The sequence below is a fragment of the Novosphingobium sp. ZW T3_23 genome, assembly GCF_044987305.1.
In the GTDB taxonomy this organism is placed as follows: Bacteria; Pseudomonadota; Alphaproteobacteria; order Sphingomonadales; family Sphingomonadaceae; genus Novosphingobium.
Map to the genome: position 1 here is coordinate 13553 of NZ_JBJDRF010000028.1, position 17170 is coordinate 30722.

General features: G+C 66.1%; 16 protein-coding genes and 1 tRNA gene. 3 read left to right on the forward strand and 14 right to left on the reverse strand.

Translation table 11 applies throughout. From position 1 onward, the window contains the following. Positions 1–16 precede the first annotated feature (16 nt). The 4 genes from ACI3K3_RS14925 to ACI3K3_RS14940 form a co-directional block, all read right to left on the reverse strand. Complete coding sequence (locus ACI3K3_RS14925) at positions 17–3466, reverse strand: efflux RND transporter permease subunit (protein WP_404914991.1); 3450 nt, start codon at positions 3464–3466, stop codon at positions 17–19. A gap of 14 nt (positions 3467–3480) precedes the next feature. Continuing rightward, positions 3481–4692: an efflux RND transporter periplasmic adaptor subunit gene (locus ACI3K3_RS14930; protein ID WP_404914993.1), complete on the reverse strand. Its 1212-nt coding sequence runs from the start codon at positions 4690–4692 to the stop codon at positions 3481–3483. Between the two features lie 362 nt (positions 4693–5054). Further along, entirely contained in the window at positions 5055–5354 is a 300-nt protein-coding gene (locus ACI3K3_RS14935) for a DUF1153 domain-containing protein (protein ID WP_313436168.1), read from the reverse strand. Between the two features lie 2 nt (positions 5355–5356). After that, a complete protein-coding gene (locus ACI3K3_RS14940) occupies positions 5357–5812 on the reverse strand; it encodes a hypothetical protein (protein WP_404914994.1) in 456 nt (151 codons plus the stop codon). A gap of 99 nt (positions 5813–5911) precedes the next feature. Here ACI3K3_RS14940 and mnmA point away from each other — a divergent pair, with 99 nt between their 5' ends. Then, entirely contained in the window at positions 5912–7084 is a 1173-nt protein-coding gene (gene mnmA, locus ACI3K3_RS14945; protein WP_404914995.1) for a tRNA 2-thiouridine(34) synthase MnmA, read from the forward strand. A gap of 2 nt (positions 7085–7086) precedes the next feature. Here mnmA and ACI3K3_RS14950 read toward each other — a convergent pair whose 3' ends face one another. After that, positions 7087–7497, reverse strand: coding sequence for a hypothetical protein (locus ACI3K3_RS14950; RefSeq protein ID WP_404914997.1), 411 nt, complete (start codon positions 7495–7497; stop codon positions 7087–7089). A 32-nt stretch (positions 7498–7529) separates the two neighbouring features. On the opposite strand from ACI3K3_RS14950, the gene ACI3K3_RS14955 reads away from it, so the two are divergent. Then, entirely contained in the window at positions 7530–8699 is a 1170-nt protein-coding gene (locus tag ACI3K3_RS14955; protein WP_404914999.1) for a serine hydrolase domain-containing protein, read from the forward strand. A 78-nt stretch (positions 8700–8777) separates the two neighbouring features. On the opposite strand, the gene ACI3K3_RS14960 is transcribed toward ACI3K3_RS14955, so the two are convergent. The 9 genes from ACI3K3_RS14960 to ACI3K3_RS15000 all read right to left on the reverse strand — a co-directional run bounded on the left by ACI3K3_RS14960 (position 8778) and on the right by ACI3K3_RS15000 (position 16779). Beyond that, positions 8778–9194 carry a DUF3035 domain-containing protein gene (locus tag ACI3K3_RS14960; protein WP_404915001.1) on the reverse strand — a complete coding sequence of 139 codons (417 nt, stop codon included), beginning with the start codon at positions 9192–9194 and terminating at the stop codon, positions 8778–8780. Positions 9195–9198: 4 nt separating this feature from the next. Then, the gene (gene lspA, locus ACI3K3_RS14965; protein WP_404915003.1) at positions 9199–9732 is read right to left on the reverse strand and encodes a signal peptidase II; all 534 of its coding nucleotides are present in this window, start codon (positions 9730–9732) and stop codon (positions 9199–9201) included. Next, entirely contained in the window at positions 9729–12641 is a 2913-nt protein-coding gene (ileS, locus tag ACI3K3_RS14970) for an isoleucine--tRNA ligase (RefSeq protein ID WP_404915005.1), read from the reverse strand. The genes lspA and ileS overlap by 4 nt, the downstream gene beginning before the upstream one ends. Positions 12642–12808: 167 nt before the next feature. Beyond that, positions 12809–13741, reverse strand: coding sequence for a bifunctional riboflavin kinase/FAD synthetase (locus ACI3K3_RS14975; protein WP_404915007.1), 933 nt, complete (start codon positions 13739–13741; stop codon positions 12809–12811). Positions 13742–13753: 12 nt separating this feature from the next. Then, a complete protein-coding gene (locus ACI3K3_RS14980; RefSeq protein ID WP_404915009.1) occupies positions 13754–14239 on the reverse strand; it encodes a dihydrofolate reductase in 486 nt (161 codons plus the stop codon). Between the two features lie 7 nt (positions 14240–14246). Continuing rightward, entirely contained in the window at positions 14247–15311 is a 1065-nt protein-coding gene (locus ACI3K3_RS14985; protein WP_404915011.1) for a 5-(carboxyamino)imidazole ribonucleotide synthase, read from the reverse strand. Positions 15312–15336: 25 nt separating this feature from the next. Beyond that, a complete protein-coding gene (purE, locus tag ACI3K3_RS14990; protein ID WP_404915013.1) occupies positions 15337–15825 on the reverse strand; it encodes a 5-(carboxyamino)imidazole ribonucleotide mutase in 489 nt (162 codons plus the stop codon). Between the two features lies 1 nt (position 15826). Beyond that, entirely contained in the window at positions 15827–16513 is a 687-nt protein-coding gene (gene gpmA, locus ACI3K3_RS14995; RefSeq protein WP_404915015.1) for a 2,3-diphosphoglycerate-dependent phosphoglycerate mutase, read from the reverse strand. 77 nt (positions 16514–16590) lie between these two features. Beyond that, positions 16591–16779, reverse strand: coding sequence for a hypothetical protein (locus ACI3K3_RS15000; RefSeq protein WP_404915017.1), 189 nt, complete (start codon positions 16777–16779; stop codon positions 16591–16593). Between the two features lie 157 nt (positions 16780–16936). Here ACI3K3_RS15000 and ACI3K3_RS15005 point away from each other — a divergent pair. Then, positions 16937–17011: transfer RNA gene (locus tag ACI3K3_RS15005), tRNA-Thr, on the forward strand. Positions 17012–17170 lie beyond the last annotated feature (159 nt).

The window sequence follows — 17170 nt, forward strand, 5'->3', positions numbered from 1 at the left end:
ATGTTCCTCCTGAGCTTTATTCGGCCGCGATCGGCTGCGGGATGGCGGCCGGGCCATGGGCCGTTTCATGGGCCGATTCATGGGCGTGATGCGGCTCGAAAGTGAGCAGCTTGCGCCTCAGCCACGGGCCGAGCCGCTTCTCGAAACCATCGGCCAGACTGAAGGCGGCGGGGACGATGACCAGCGTCAACGCCGTGGACAACAGCAGGCCGCCGATCACGGTGATGCCCATGGGCGCGCGCCAGGCGGCGTCGCCCGAGAGCGAGATGGCGGTCGGCACCATGCCGGCCGTCATGGCAACGGTGGTCATGATGATCGGCTGGGCACGCTTGTGTCCGGCGTCCATGATCGCGGTGAGCTTGTCGACCCCCTTTTCCATCTCCTCGATCGCGAAGTCGATCAGCAGGATGGAGTTCTTGGCGACGATGCCCAGCAGCATGAGGATGCCGATGTAGACCGGCATCGAGATCGGCTGGCCGACGATCACAAGCGCCAGCAGGCCGCCCAGCGGTGCCAGCAGCAGCGATGCCATGTTGACCAGCGGCGAGACGAAGCGGCGATAGAGCAGCACCAGAACGGCGAACACCAGGAAGATGCCGCTGATCACGGCGATGACGAAGCTGCTGACCATTTCGGCCTGCCACTTGTCCTCACCCACGGGCGCGTTGGAAACGCCGGTCGGCAGCTTCTTCATGATCGGCAGATTCTGGATCTGCTCCATGATCGGCCCCTTGACCTGCCCTTCGCCGAGATCGGCGCCGACGAAGATGCGGCGCGACTGGTTGTAGCGCTGGATCTGGGTGGGGCCGGCACCGAAGCGGATCTCGGCCACGCGCTTGAGGGGGACGGAGCCGCCGCTAGCCGTGGTGACCGGGAGGTTTTCGATCGTCGAGAAATCCCGGCGCGACGAACGGGCGAGGATGACGCGGATCGGCACCTGACGGTCGCTCAGCGAGAACTTGGCGGCGTTCTGATCGATTTCGCCCAGGGTGGCGATGCGGATCGTCTGGCTGAGCGCGGCCGTCGTAACGCCGAGCTGCGCGGCAAGGTCCAGCCGCGGCACGACTACCAGTTCGGGGCGCTGGAGGTCGGCGGCGATGCGGGGGGCGATCACGCCGGGCACCGTGCGCATCTGGTCTGCCAGCGTTTGCGCAGTCTTGTAGAGCTGCTCCGAATCACTGCCGGAAAGCATGACCGAGATGTCGCGGCCGCTACCGAAGCCGCCCGACTGGGTGGCGAAAGTCACGCGGGCGTCAGCGATGTCCTGAAGTTGCGGCGCCATCCGACGTTCGAACTCGATGCTGGTGGCCTTGCGCTGGTCGGCGGGCTTGAGCGCGATGTAGAGCGAGCCCTTGCCCTCGCGAGAGGCTTCCAGGATGTGCTGCACTTCGGGTTGCGCTTCCAGCAGCCGCGTGACCTTGTCGGCCACGGCGGCGGTCTGCTCGATCGTGGTGCCGGGCACCATCTCGAGGTTGACGGTGCTGGTGTCGTTGTTGGTGTTCGGCTGGAACTGCGAAGGCAGGCCCGCGAGCAGAGCGAACGTCAGGACCAGCGCGTAGATGCCGGCGCAGAACGCGTAGAAGCGGTGGTCGCGCATGCGGGCGGCGGCGCGGTCCGAGAAATAGCGATACCACGTGCCGAAGCCGCCAAGGGCGCCCAGCACGGCTTTCAGCACCGCGCCGAGCAGGAAGATGACGACGGGGACGGCCAGCGGTGCCACGACGGCCGCCAGCACCAGCGCTGCCTTGTCCAGACCGGCCTTGGTGAGCACGGCCTGGGCTCCCATGAAGAGCATCGAGGCGGCGCCGAGTCCGGCGGCCAGGATGGCGACGAAGGCCAGGGTGGCGGCGAGATAGTACCACCAGCGCGCCGGGGCCCTGACAAGGCGGGCCTTGAGGCGGTTCGCCTCGCTTGAATCGAGCGTCCAGGCCAGCACCTTCAGGTACAGGTCCATGCCCCGGCCGCCGCCATGTTCGGCATGGCCGTGCGCCTTCAGGAAGTAGGCGGCGACCATCGGCGTGATGAGGCGCGCCACGGCGAGGCTCATCAGCACGGCGGCCACGACGGTAAGACCGAACGCCTTGAAGAACTGGCCGGGAATGCCGGGCATCAGGCCTACGGGCAGGAACACAGCGACGATCGAGAAAGTGGTGGCGACCACGGCCAGGCCGATCTCGTCCGCCGCGTCGATCGAGGCTTGGTAGGCCGACTTGCCCATGCGCATGTGGCGCACGATGTTCTCGATCTCGACGATCGCGTCATCCACCAGCACGCCCGCGACCAGGCTGAGGGCCAGGAGCGAAAGGAAGTTCAGCGTGAAGCCCAGCATATCCATGAACCAGAAGGTCGGGATTGCCGAAAGCGGGATGGCGATGGCGGAAATCATGGTCGCGCGCCAGTCGCGCAGGAAGAGGTAGACGATGACGATCGCCAGCACGGCGCCTTCCACCAGCGCTTCCATCGAGCTGGTATATTGGCCCTTGGTATAGTCCACGTCCGAGAACAGCCGCGTGATGTGGATGTTCGGGTTTTCCTTGCGGATCTTGTCCAGCGCCGCCGCTGCACCATCGTAGACGGCGACGTCCGAAGCGCCGAGCGCACGGGTGAAGCCGAAGGTCACGACCTCGCGGCCGCGCAGCTTGGCGATGCGGGTCTGCTCGGAATAGCCGTCATAGACCTTGGCGATGTCCGACAGCTTGACCTGGCGGCCGTTGCCGAGGTTGATGCGCGTCTGCGAAAGCTGGAAGGCGTCCTGGGCATTGCCGAGAACGCGGACGGACTGGCGGGAACCGGCGATTTCCGCCTGGCCGCCGGCCGCGTCGGTATTCACCTGGCGCAGCACCCCGTTGATGTCGTTGGCGGTGAGGCCCAGCGCGATCAGCCGCTCCGGATCGACCACGACGCGGATTTCGCGATCGACGCCGCCGTTGCGCTCCACCGAGGAGAGGCCCTCGATCGAGAGCAGGGTCTTGGAGATCGTGTCGTCGACGAACCAGCTGAGCTGTTCCATCGTCATGTCGTCGGCACTGACGGCGTAATAGGCCAGATTGTCGCCGTTGGCCTCGATCTTGGTGACCATCGGTTCCAGGATGCCGTCGGGCAACTGCCCGCGCACCTGATCGACGGCGTTCTTGATCTTGTTGGTGGCGACGTCGGGATCGGTGCCCACGGTGAAGAACACCAAGGTGGTCGAGGTGCCTTCGGAGGCGGTCGACTGGATTTCCTCGATGCCCGGCACCGAACGTACCGCACCCTCGACGATCTGGGTGATCTGCGTCTCGATCTCCGTAGGCGCGGCGCCCGGCTGCGAGATCATGACGTGGACGCCGGGGAATTCGACGTCCGGCATGTTGTTCACGTCCATGCGCATGAACGAGACGACGCCGGCGATCATCACGCCGATGAAGAAGACGATCGGAATGATCGGGTTGCGGATCGACCAGGCCGAGATGTTGCGGAGGCTCATGGTGTTCTATCCGCTCAATCGGACGCTTTGGTCAGGCGGGGCTTGACCTTGTCGCCTTCGTTGAGGAACCCGCCTGCGCGCAGGACGACCTTTTCGCTGCCGTCGAGGCCGGACTTCACGGTGATGCCGCGGGCCGTGACCAGACCGGTCTGCACCGCGCGGCGGTGCACGACGTCCTTGGCATCGACGATATAGACGAACGAGCCCTTGTCGTCGTTCTGGATCGCGGATTCAGGCAGCACCGGAGCTACCGTCTGGCCGCTGTTGATCACGGCGCTGGCGAAGCCGCCGGGGCGGAGCGCGGAGTTGAAGGGCAGGGCGATACGGGCGATGCCCTGGCGGTTGGTGGCGTCGATGATCGGGGCGATCTGCCAGACCTGCCCGGTGAAGCTCTCGCTGCTGCCGGTGGGCGTAACGCGCGCTTGCACGCCGACGCGCATCCTGGCCAGATCGTCCTCGCTGAGCTGGGCGAGCAGTTCCATCTCGCCGCCCTTGGCCAAGCGGAACAGGACCGAACTGCCGCCGCCGACGACCTGGCCCAGTTCGACGTTGCGCTCCAGCACCAGTCCGGCAGCGGGGGCGACGATGTTGAGGCGGGCGGTCTGCGCTTCGAGCTGGCCCAGCGTTGCGCGAGCGACGCGAACCTGAGCCACGGCGGAATCGCGGGTGGCGGTAAGGCGGTCGACATCGGCAGCGGAGATGAATCCGCGATCGACGAGCTTGAGGGCGCGATCGAGATTGGCCTGTGCGATGCGGGCGTCGGCCTGGGCCACTGCGATCTGTGCCGACTGGCCGGCCTGCTGCTGCGACTGGACCGAACGGTCGATCACGGCAAGGACCTGACCCTGGGAAACCCAGTCGCCCGACTCCACGAGCACGGCGCGCACCTGGCCACCTTCGCCGACCGATCCGACCGGCATCGGCCGACGCGCGGCGAGCGAACCCGTGGCGGTGATTTCACCCTCTACCGACGCGCGGCCCGGCACGACGACGGAGACGGCAGGCATCTGGACGTCGGTCGTGCCGGTCTTCTCGGCCTTGCCGCCGTGCCCGGCGAACCAGATGCCGATCGCCACCGCGATCGCGACGACGATGGCGATCAGCCACCAGCGGCGCGAACCGGAACTCTGCCCGTCATGCTCCGGAAAAGCTTCGCCGCCCGAGCTTGCACCAGTGGTTGCCAACCCGTTGTTCTCCGTCACGTCTATCCTGCTGTCGTAATTCATCGTGTCACCGCAAAGACTGCGATTGCCCCCAATCCCCGAATGTCTTGCGCCTGCCGTTATTCCGCGAATTTCACAGTAGCGCGGCACAGCCGTAAGACATCATCTGCCGCCGGAGCACGAACACACGGGCTCGTGCCGCTGCGACGGCCAAATTTCCTGCGAATGGACATATACCTGCGGTGGACGGGTGGCAATCGACGGTCGTTCTGCCGCAGACCCGGATCGACCAGCGTCGGTGCCAGTAACCCTCGGCCCGCTCTGCGTTTTCTTCATAGAACTTCGGACAGGTATACGTAAAAGCGGCGAGGAACCGAGGTCCGCCGCCGCTTCGAGATCCATTTCGGACCCAATAGGTAGTGCGCTCAATACTTTTGCTGGCGCTCGTATAGGTCGCGATAGTGCTGGATTCGCGTCACGCGCAGGCCCTGCATTCCCGACCGGTCGACAGCCCGCTGCCACGACGCGAATTCCTCAAGCGTCAGCTGGTAGCGATCGCAGACCTCGTCGATCGTCAGCAGGCCGCCATTTACCGCCGCTACGACTTCCGCCTTCCGGCGCACGACCCAGCGCGTGGTATTCGCCGGCGGCAGCGATTCAAGCGTCAATGGTTCGCCGAGCGGCCCGATCACCTGGGCAGGACGGATTTTCTGGTTCTCGATCATCATCACCCTCGTACGCCGGTGCTGGGAATGCCGGCGACGGAAAGGACATTGGCCTGCGCTGGCTTGCGATTGCCTGAAGCATTTGGGTTAACAGTTATTGAGACTGGCGCATACGTATGAATCACTGAGGCCACCGTACCAGCGAAGCTGCCGAACCGGTGGAGACCTGCCGCAGCGGTTGTGTCGTCAAGCGCGGCACGCAGATCGTGCGCGGCGAAAAGTCGAGAACGCAAGGCATACCAGTCTATTGGCCAGTCTATTGGCCAGTCCATTGGCCGATCCATTGATGGATCGATCGACATGAACGCCTCGCCGTCGCGACCCGACGCATGGCCTGCTTTGCAGGTTTCATGATCATGAGCGATGTTCATCCGAACAGCTTGTAGCGGGGTTTGGTCAACGGACGGTAAACTCAGGGCTAACGAAATTTTAACGATTATTAACGCGCCCTTCGCCATGAACCTTAACCGCAGGATCGGCGGCGCCGGCGGCGCGGATCGCCGCCGATCACGGTTGAGAGGTAGGAATCCGCAGCGTTCGGCTGTATGGGGCGCGTCATGACCGCCCTTTCCGATCTTGAAGGACTGGTGGCCGGCCTCGACCCCGCCACGCTGTTCCAACTGCCCGCGCCGCTTTCCGCGCGCCGTATCGTCGTTGCCATGTCCGGCGGCGTCGACAGTTCGGTCGTCGCCGCGCTGGCCGCCGCGACCGGCGCCGAAACCATCGGCGTGACGCTCCAGCTCTACGACTATGGCGCCGCCACCGGCCGCAAGGGCGCCTGCTGCGCCGGCGACGACATCCGCGATGCGCGCGCGGTGGCCGACCGCCTGGGCATCGCCCACTACGTCTTCGATCACGAGAGCGCCTTCCGCGAGGAAGTGGTCGAGCGCTTTGCCGACGACTACATGGCGGGCCGCACGCCGATCCCCTGCATCCGCTGCAACATGGGGCCCAAGTTCACCGACCTCCTGACGATGGCCCGCGATCTCGGCGCGGATTGCCTGGCCACCGGCCATTACGTGCGCCGGGTCGAGGGAGCAGCAGGTTCGGAACTGCACCGAGCCTTCGACCCCGCGCGCGATCAGAGCTACTTCCTCTATGGCACCACCGAGGCCCAGCTAGACTTCCTGCGCTTTCCTCTCGGCGGGCTGCCGAAAAGCGAGACGCGGCGCCTGGCCGAAGCGGCGGGTCTGCGGGTGGCGGACAAGCCGGACAGCCAGGACATCTGTTTCGTGCCCGATGGCGACTATGCGAAGATCGTGCGCGCCGTCCGTCCCGAGGGCGAGGCTCCGGGCGAGATCGTCCATGCACTGACCGGCGAAGTGCTCGGCACCCATCGCGGCATCATCCACTACACGGTGGGGCAGCGTCGTGGGCTGGAGATCGGCGGGCAGCCCGAGCCGCTCTATGTGGTGCGAATCGATGCGCCGGGGCGGCGCGTCATGGTGGGCCCGCGCAGCCTGCTGGGGGTCGCCGCCGCCATCGTCACCGAGACCAACCGCATCGGCCCGCTGCCCGACGCGCCGCTCACCGCCAAGGTCCGCTCGCTGGCGAAGCCGGTGCCGATCACCCTTGAGGGGCCGTTTGGCGGCGGTGCGGAGACGAAGATCCGTTTCCACGCTCCCGAGTATGGCGTGGCGCCGGGGCAGGCCGCGGTGATCTATGCCGGGGACCGGGTGGTCGGCGGTGGCTGGATCGAAGGAACCGAGGCCGCGATCCCGCTCGACTGAAACTAGTTCCAGGCTTCGAGCTGGCAACCGCGATCCGGGGCGAAGCTTGCGGTTTGGCTGGCGAGCAGCGGCACGCTGGCCGTGACGGTGCGGGTTTCGGCATCTTCCGAAAGCGAGAGCAGCGACGCCGTCCGTCCCAATTGGGCGAGGGCGACGCGGCTCTTGCAGGTTCCCAGTTCCTGTCGGGAAACGAAACGGCAGGCGCAGGCCACCTGGGCGCCGTAGGACGTGCTCACTATCCCCTCCTGGCGCAGGCCGCGCCAGGAGAAGGCAAGGAGCAGCGCCAGCATCACCAGCGCGATCAGGACGAGGTTGCGCAGCCAGCGCGACGGCTGGCGCACCGGATAAGAGTCGCCCGGCTTGCCCTCCGTGCCGGGGCTGTCCCCGGTCCTGTAGCTGGTGCCTGTTGCCATATTCCCGCGCCTCGCACATCACACCGCGCGTCATGCCGGTGCGCCGTCCTCCCCTTATCCTCGCCCTATCCCTGGTGCCAGCCCTGGCGCTGAGTGCGCTTGCGGGCTGTGGACAGGATGCGCCGCAAGGCCCGCCGCCGCCGAGCTCCGAATCGCAGGCCGCGATCAAGGACGACGGCGGTGCCCCGCGCGCTGCATTGGGCCGCGCCATCGACGGCCTTTTCGCCGAGGACGTAGGGCGCACCCAGGCCCTGGTGGTGATGAAACGCGGATCGGTGATCGCGGAACGCTACGGCGACGGCGTGAAGCCGGAAACGCCTCTGGACGGCTGGGGCATGGGCCAGTGCGTCACCGCGCTGATGGTCGGCCAATTGGTCAGCGACGGACGGTTGCGCCTGGCGGAATCCGCGCCGATCCCGGCCTGGCAGCGGCCCGGCGATCCGCGTGGCGAAATCACGCTGAAGCAGCTCTTGCAGATGCGGTCCGGCCTGCGTCATTCCGAATCGGATGCGTTGATTACGGGCGGTTCGGCAGGACAGTCCGACCGCATGCGCATGCTCTATCTCGACGGCCGGGACGACATGGCGGCCTATGCCGAGGCGCAGCCGCTGGAGGCTCCGGCCGGCGCGCACTTCGTCAACAGCGCGGCGACGCCGGTCATCCTGTCGGACCTTGCCGCGCGGGTGCTGTCTCCCGATCATCATCCCGATCGCCGCCGCAAGGTCGTGGGCGACTATCTGCGAAACCGTGTTTTCACGCCGCTGGGGATGTTTTCGGCAAGCGCCGGTTTCGATCGTTCGGGCACGATGGTGGGCTCGGCGCAAGTCCATGCCTCCGCGCGCGACTGGGCGAAGCTGGGCGAATTCCTGCGCCACACCGGTTCCATTCAGGGTGCGCAGATCCTGCCGCGCCGATGGGTGCAGTTCATGCTCGAACCCTCGCCCCGCAATTCCGGCTATGGCGCCGGGGTCTGGCTTAACCGGACCAAGGCGAAAGCCGGACCGGCCGGGGATGAGGTGCTGTTTCCGGGGATGGCGCCGGGCAACGTCTTCGCCTGTCTGGGAGAGTACGGCCAATATGTGATCGGCTCGCCCGACCAGCTGCTCACCGTCGTGCGCCTGGGAGAGAGCGATGCCGAGCAGGAGCGGCTGGTGCACGACCGGCTGGGCAAGTTGCTGGCGATGTTCCCCGGCGGGCTCTGAAAATACATATCGCGAATACGAAAAGGGCCGGAGCGGCTTGTGCCGCTCCGGCCCTTTTCACGTCGACCGAAGGTAGGTTCAGCCTTCGATGGTGGTCTGCGCGTCGCGGCCGTCACCTTCGGGGGCGGCAAGGATCGCGCGGGTCACCTGACCTTTGGCGACGGTGTAAGTACCCGGATCGCCGACCGTCGAGCGAATGGCCGGCTCGGCCGGGCCTGCCATGCTGAGCGTGGACCTTTCGATATCGCTGCGGGCCTGGGGGCCGCCGAACAGGGCATCGAGCGCCTGCTGCTGCACGTTCTCGTCCGAGGGGCGAGGCTGGCCCTGCTTCGGCGGGGCGAGCGAGAAATCGGGCGGCACCACCAGCGGCGACTGGCGCTGCACGGCGAATTCGTCCGGACGATTGTGATTCAGCAGGCCGCTGCTGCCGCAGCCGGACACGAGCGCCGCGCCGGCGGCGACGAGAATCAGGGCTCCGGTTTTCTTAAAGGGCATCAATTCAAATCTCCGGGGCGGCGTCAGCCGTCGTGTCGCGTCCGCCATTCGTTTCCGGCTTGTCGCGCGAAAGCAGTGAGCGGGCAAGGATAATCAGGACGCCGACGGTGATGGCGACGTCTGCGATGTTGAAAATGAGAAACGGACGCCATTCGCCGAAATGGAGGTCGGCGTAATCGATCACGAAGCCCATGGTGAAGCGGTCGCGGATATTGCCGAGCGCTCCGCCCAGCACCAGAGCCAGGGCGGCGATCTCGCCCAGCTTGCGCTCGCGCAGCATCCAGATGAGGACGAACAGCGCGATCGCGCCGGTCATGGCCACCAGTGCCCAGCGACCTTCCGGCGAATCCGCCGTGAACAGGCCCAGCGAGACGCCCAGGTTCTTGGTCCAGCGCAAGTCGAAGAACGGGACGATCTCGATCACGCCAACGTCGCGCAGCTTGAGGCCGGAAACCACCCAGGCCTTGAAGCCCTGGTCGATCATGAAGACCACCGCGGCGATGAGAAGGCCGATGAGGCGTTTGCGCCAGAGGGTCACGCTTCGGTCTCCAGCGCGCCGACGACATCGTCGCAGCGGTCGCAAAGGTCGCCGTCTTCCGAGACTTCGGGAAGGTGGCGCCAGCAGCGGCCGCACTTGTGGTCGGTGGAGGGCGTGACGGTCACGTCGTCTCCCTGCCCACGCGCGACTTTCGCGGTGATGAACAGTTCGGCCAGATCGGCGTCAGAGGCACTGGGCGGCGCCGAGGCCGGGACCGTGACTTCGGCGGCCAGGCTGGAGCCGACGATCTTCTCGCGGCGCAGCGGTTCGATCGCCTCGGTCACCTTCACGCGCAGGGCGCGCAGTTCGGCCCAGCGGGCGGCATCGGCTTCCACGGCGGGAACTTCCGGCCATTCGAGCAGGTGCACGCTCTGGCTGCCGGGGAAGCGGCTCTGCCAGACTTCCTCGGCGGTGAAGACGGTGACCGGCGCGGCATAGCGGACCAGTGTGTGGAACAGGGTGTCCAGCACGGTGCGATAGGCGCGGCGCTTCGGATCCATGGCTGCGTCGCAGTAGAGGCAGTCCTTGCGGATATCGAAGAAGAAGGCCGAGAGGTCTTCGTTGCAGAAATCCAGCAGGGTGCGGACGTAAGTGTTGAAGTCGAAGTCCGCGACCGCCTTGCGCAGCGTGGCATCGACGCCCGACAGCAGCGAGAGCACGTAGCGCTCCAGGTCGGGCATTTCGCTGACCGGCAGCTTCTCTTCGTCGGAGAAGCCGTCCAGCGCGCCCAGCAGGTAGCGCAGGGTGTTGCGCAGCTTGCGGTACTGGTCGGCCACGCCCTTCAGGATCTCGTCACCGATGCGGTGATCCTCGGTATAGTCCACCGAGAGCGCCCAGAGGCGGATGATGTCGGCGCCGTTGGTCTCCATCACCTTGATCGGGCTGATGGTGTTGCCGAGCGACTTCGACATCTTGAAGCCCTTGGAATCCATCGTGAAGCCATGGGTCAGCACCGCCTTGTAAGGCGCATGGCCGCGCGTGGCGCAGGATTCGAGCAGCGAGGACTGGAACCAGCCGCGATGCTGGTCGCTGCCTTCGAGGTAGAGGTCGGCGGTGGGGCCGACGTGATCCTCGGCGGGCACCAGTTCGGGCCAGCGGCCGGATTCGAGCACGAAGGCGTGGGTCGAGCCGGAATCGAACCAGACGTCGAGAATGTCGACCACGCGCTCGTAGTCGTCGGCGCTATAATTGGCGCCGAGGTATTCCTGCGCGCGGGCATCCGACCAGGCATCGACGCCGATCTCGCGGATGGCGTGGATGATGCGGGCGTTCACTTCGGCATCGACGAGGTATTCGCCGCTCTTGCGATCGACGAACAGCGTGATCGGCACACCCCAGGCGCGCTGGCGGGAAAGCACCCAGTCCGGGCGGCCTTCGACCATGGCGCCGATGCGGTTGCGGCCCTTTTCGGGGACGAAGCGCGTTTCGGCAATGGCGTCCAGCGCGGCTTCGCGCAGCGTGGGCGAGGCTTCGGCGGTCTCGTCCTGCGGATCGATGGCGCCGCCTTCGCCTTCCCAGCGGCGCTCGGCGCGGGTCTTGGAGGGCAGGTGGCCGAGAACCTTGTCCATCGGCACGAACCACTGCGGGGTGCAGCGGAAGATCACCTTGGCCTTGGAGCGCCAAGAGTGCGGGTAGGAGTGCTTGTAATCGGCCGAAGCCGCCAGCAGCGCGCCCGCTTCCTTGAGGTCCGAGCAGATCGGGCCGTCCGGCGCGTTGAACTTGGGGTTGATGACCGAACCCTGGCCGCCCAGCCAGCCCCAGTCCTCGCGATACTTGCCGTCGGCTTCGACCACGAACTTGGGGCCGATGCCGTTCGCCTTGCAGAGCAGGAAGTCGTCCTCGCCATGGTCGGGCGCCATGTGCACGAGGCCGGTGCCGCTCTCGGTGGTGACGAAATCGCCCGCGAGCAGCGGACGCGGCTCCGCGAAGAAGCCGCCCAGCGCGTGCATCGGGTGACGGGCGAGGGTGCCGGCGAGTTCGGAGCCGCGATAAGTGCCCAGCGCGTATTCCGAAAGATCGGCCTCACCGGTCACGCTTTCGGCAACGGGTCCGAGACCGCTGCGCGCGAAGAATGCCTCCAACAGCGGCACCGCGATCAGGAAGCGGCGGCCGTCATGGGCGCGATAGTGGTGGTACTCAACCTCAGGCCCATAGGCGAGCGCCTGGTTGGTAGGGATCGTCCACGGCGTGGTCGTCCAGATCACGGCATAGGCACCGACCAGTTCCGGGATCGCGGATTCGGTGATCTCGAACGCCACGTCGATCTGGGTGGAGACGATGTCCTCGTACTCGACCTCGGCCTCGGCCAGCGCGGTCTTTTCGACCGGGCTCCACATCACCGGCTTGGCGCCGCGATAGAGCATGTCATGCTCTGCGAACTTCAGCAGTTCGGTGACGATGGTCGCTTCCGCCTGGAAGTCCATCGTCAGGTAGGGCTTGTCCCAGTCGCCGTTGACGCCGAGGCGCTTGAGCTGCTCGCGCTGCACGTTCACCCAGTTCTGGGCATAGGCGCGGCATTCGGCGCGGAATTCCTCCGCCGGAACCTCGTCCTTGTTCTTCTTCTTCTTGCGGTACTCTTCCTCGACCTTCCACTCGATGGGCAGGCCGTGGCAGTCCCAGCCGGGGACGTAGGGTGCGTTCTTGCCCAACAGGGTCTGGGTGCGCACGACCATGTCCTTGAGGATGTGGTTCAGCGCGTGGCCGATGTGCATGTCGCCGTTCGCGTAGGGCGGGCCGTCATGCAGCACGAACTTCTCGCGGCCCGCGCGGGCTTCGCGGGTCTTGGCGTAAATGTCCTGTTCCTGCCAGCGCGCAAGAATACCCGGCTCCTTCTGGGGGAGCCCGGCCTTCATGGGGAAATCGGTCTTCGGAAGGAAGACGGTCGCTCTATAATCGCGCTGTTCGGTCATATGCGCTGCGCACTAGAGCAAATGCGCGGCGGTTGGAAGTGCGTCGTACCGTCATCCCGGACTTGATCCGGGACCGCTGGCCGAGTCACGCCCACGTTGCAGTGTCATCCTGCGAGGTGGCGTCTAAAGTTCTGCCAGCGGTCCCGGATCAAGTCCGGGACGACGTTTCACCCGATGTGCGACAGCAGTTCCCGCGCGCGGTCGCAATCGCGGTTCATCTGCGCCACCAGTTCGTCCAGCGAATCGAACTTCGCTTCTGGCCGCAGGAAGTGATGGAAGGCCACCTCGATCTCCTGCCCATAGAGATCGCCGGAAAAATCGAAGAAGTAAGGTTCCAGCAGCTCGATCGGCGGCTCGAACGTGGGACGCACGCCCATGTTGGCGGCACCGGGGAGCACGCGGCCATCGGGCAGGCGGCCGGTCACGGCGTAGATGCCGTAGCGCGGGCGCAGGTAGTGCTGCATGTCGAGGTTGGCGGTGGGGAAGCCGATGGTCCGGCCCAGCTTGCCGCCGTGCTGCACCTCGCCGCGCACCGCGAAAGGACGGGTGAGCAGGCGCGTCGCCGTCTCGCACTCGCCTAGCTTCAGCGCGTCGCGGATGCGGCTGGAGGAGACCACGCCCTCATCGTCATGGACCGGGCCGACGGTGCGGCCGATCAGACCGAAGCGCGCGCCCACTTCGCGCAGGACTTGCGGATTGCCGCCCCGCCCCTTGCCGAACGTGAAATCCTCACCGGTAACGACGCCGACGCAGCCGAGTTGATGGCCGAGCACCTGCTCGATCCAGTCCGGCGCCGACATTTCCGCCATGGCACGGTCGAAATGCAGCACGAGCATCGCATCCGCTCCGGCGGCTGCGAACAGATCCTGCCGCTGGTCCAGCGTTGTGAGGCGAAAGGCGGGGGCATCGGGCTTGAACAGGCGCACCGGATGCGGATCGAACGTCGCGACCACCGCCGGACGGCCCAATTCGCGCGCCCAGCGGATCGCCTCGCCCACCACGGCCTGGTGGCCCTGGTGGAATCCGTCGAAATTGCCGAGCGCCAGCACGGCGCCGCGCATGGCTTCGGGAATGGCTTCGCGGTTGTCGAGACGAATCATGGCGGATCGAGCCTATAGGTCGCGGACCAGCGTGACGAAAGCATGCGCCGGAAATTCGCCCGATGCCGCATGTTCCTCGCGCGCCGTCTCACGCCATTCCGGGCCGGTCTCGGGCATTTCGGTATCGCCGGGATAGTCGGCGAGGATCTCCGTCAGCTCGATGCGGTGTGCCAGCTCCCGGAACAGGCCGTAGATTTCCGCGCCGCCGATCACGGCCACTTCGCCATCACCGGCCAGCGCGAGAGCCTGTTCCACCGAATGCGCCACTTCCGCACCCTCTGCGGACCATTCCGGATCGCGCGTGAGCACGATGTGGCGGCGGCCGGGCAGGGGGGCGGGAAAGCTGTCGAAGGTCTTGCGGCCCATGATCATCGGCTTGCCGATGGTCATGGCCTTGAAGCGCCTGAGATCGGCGGGCAGGCGCCAGGGCAGGGCGCCGTCGCGGCCGATCGTGCCATTGGCGGCGCGCGCGTAGATAAGGAAGATGTCCTGCGCCAAGGGCCGGTCAGTCGCGCTGGAAGGTCAGGCGGGTGACGTGGCCCATCTTGCGGCCGGGACGCGCGGCGCCCTTGCCGTAGAGGTGCAGGTGGTTGGCGGGATCGCTCAGGATCGCCGCCCAGTCATCCGCTTCGCCGCCGATCAGGTTGCGCATTTCCACGGCGTCGGCGGCAAGGCCGGTATCGCCCAGCGGCAGCCCGCAGATGGCGCGAACGTGATTCTCGAACTGGCTGGTGACCGCGCCCTCGATCGTCCAGTGCCCGGAATTGTGAACGCGCGGCGCCATCTCGTTGAAGACGGGGCCAGTCTCGGTCGCGAAGAATTCCAGCGTGAGCACGCCCACATAGTCCAGCGCATCGGCCACCTTGGCCGCGAGTTCGCGGGCGGCGGGAACCTGTTCGAGCAGGCGCGCGGGCGCGGGTACGGTGCTGAGCGCCAGGATGCCGCCTTCATGAACGTTGTGGGCCGAATCGAAGTAGCGGATCTCGCCGTCCGCGCCGCGGCACAGGATCACCGAGAATTCCGCGAAAAAGGTGACGAAGCCTTCGTAGATCAGCGGCTGGGCAGGGAGGTCGAGCCCTTCCGCGTCCTCGGGCGCCATGATCCGCCACTGGCCCTTGCCGTCGTAACCGTCGCGCCGGGTCTTGAGAATGCCGGGGGCGCCGATCGCGGCGATGGCTTCGGCAAGATCGGCGGCGGAATCGACCGGGTGGAAGGGGGCAGGGGTGCCGCCGAGGTCCGTGACGAAGCGCTTCTCGCTCAGCCGGTCCTGCGCGGTTTCGAGTGCGAGGGGCTTGGCCAGCAGCGGCACGTCGCCCAGCGCGGCGAGCGGGCCGACCGGCACGTTCTCGAACTCGTAGGTGACGACCGCGCAGCCCGCCGCGAACCGGGCCATGGCCTCGGCATCGTCCCACGCGGCGCAGGTGAACTCGGCGCTGACTTCCGCGGCGATCGAATCGGCTTCAGGGGCGTAGATATGGCTGCGGTAGCCAAGCTGGGCCGCAGCCATCGCGATCATCCGGCCGAGCTGGCCGCCGCCGAGAATGCCGATGGTTTCGCCGGGAGGAATCATTTTCAGCTGCTTGCTCGATATGAGGTCAGGAGGGACGTTCGGCGACGCTGGCCGTCTGGTCCGCGCGGAAGGTCTTGAGACGCTCGGCCAGGGCCGGGTTGGACGTGGCGAGGATCGCGGCGGCGAGCAGGCCCGCATTGGCCGCGCCCGCCTCGCCGATCGCCAGGGTACCGACCGGAATGCCGGCGGGCATCTGCACGATCGAGAGCAGGCTGTCCTGCCCCGAAAGCGCTTTCGACTGCACCGGCACGCCCAGCACGGGAAGGTGCGTCATCGAAGCGATCATGCCGGGCAGGTGGGCGGCGCCCCCCGCTCCGGCGATCACCACCTTGAAGCCTTCGCCGTCCGCGCCCTTGGCGAAATCGACCAGACGGTCCGGCGTGCGGTGCGCCGAGACGATCCGGGCGTCATAGGCGACGCCCAGCTTGTCCAGCATCTCGGCCGCGCGGATCATGGTAGGCCAGTCGGACTGGCTGCCCATGACGATGGCAACAGGAGCCCCCACCCCGCTCATCTCAACGCTCCGACAGGTAGTAGCGGTCGAGCACCGCGAGATCGTCCGCCAGTTCGTAGACGATCGGCTGGCCGGTCGGGATTTCGAGGCCGGTGATCTCGTCGTCCGAAATGCCCGAGAGGTGCTTCACGAGCGCGCGCAGGCTGTTGCCGTGGGCGGAGATCAGCACGTCGGCGCCGGCCTTGAGGTGCGGCACGATCGAGCCTTCGTAATAAGGCAGGACGCGCGCGATGGTGTCCTTCAGGCTTTCGGTCTGCGGCACGTCGATCCCGGCGTAGCGCGCGTCGGTGGAGAGATCGAACTCGCTGCCGATTTCGAGCACCGGCGGCGGCGTGTCGAAGCTGCGGCGCCAGATCTTGACCTGATCGTCACCGTGCTTCGCGGCGGTCTCGGCCTTGTTGAGGCCGGTGAGGCCGCCATAGTGACGCTCGTTGAGGCGCCAGTCCTTGGTCTCGGGGATCCACAGCAGGCCGGCCGCTTCCAGTGCAAGATGCAGCGTGCGGATCGCGCGGGTCTGGAGCGAGGTGAAGGCGACGGCAGGCGTAATGCCCTTTTCGCGCAGCAGGGTGCCTGCGGCGCGGGCTTCTTCCTCACCCTTGTCGGTAAGGTCTACATCCCACCAGCCGGTGAAGCGGTTTTCGAGATTCCATTGGCTCTGGCCGTGGCGGACGAGGATCAGGCGAGGCAAGGCGTACTCCCAGGTCTCAGCGGCGATCCCCTCGGGAAACGCCCGTTGGCAGACTGACTCTATGTCTGGCGCAGCCCCTAGCTTTCCGGCGCCGGTTTGGGAAGACCGCCCGATTCGTTTTCGCTTTCGTTCTTGTGGCCTGATTCGGAAGAGGGCGCGGAATCGCCCGTCGCCGTGATCGCCCGCGCCTGGACTTTGCGGCGACGAAGATTTTCGCGGAGCTTCTCGGCAAGCCGTGCCTCGCGGGATTGCTGGGTTTGCGTCATGGGCGGGGCGTCTTTCGAAGGGCCTTTGATGAGGTCTGGAATGGCTTTCCGAAAAAGAATGCGCAAGTGGTGCTTGACAATCTGCCCGCCCCCAGACATTAGCGCGCCCCTGCCCCGGGTCGCCGGGACAAGCGCTTCCGCAAGGCGGAACTCAGGCGCTGCTGTAGCTCAGTGGTAGAGCGCGTCATTGGTAATGACGAGGTCGGGAGTTCAATCCTCCCCAGCAGCACCATTCTCCCCACATCGAGAACTGGTGATCCCGTAGCAAGCTGCGGATGTTCCACGTGAAAACGCGTGGACTGTGACTTTTTTGCTGCACCGCAGCGCTGTCACGAAAGTGCCATCCCATCGGCACGTAACTGTCATGAACCCTGCCTAGACGCGCCGCAAA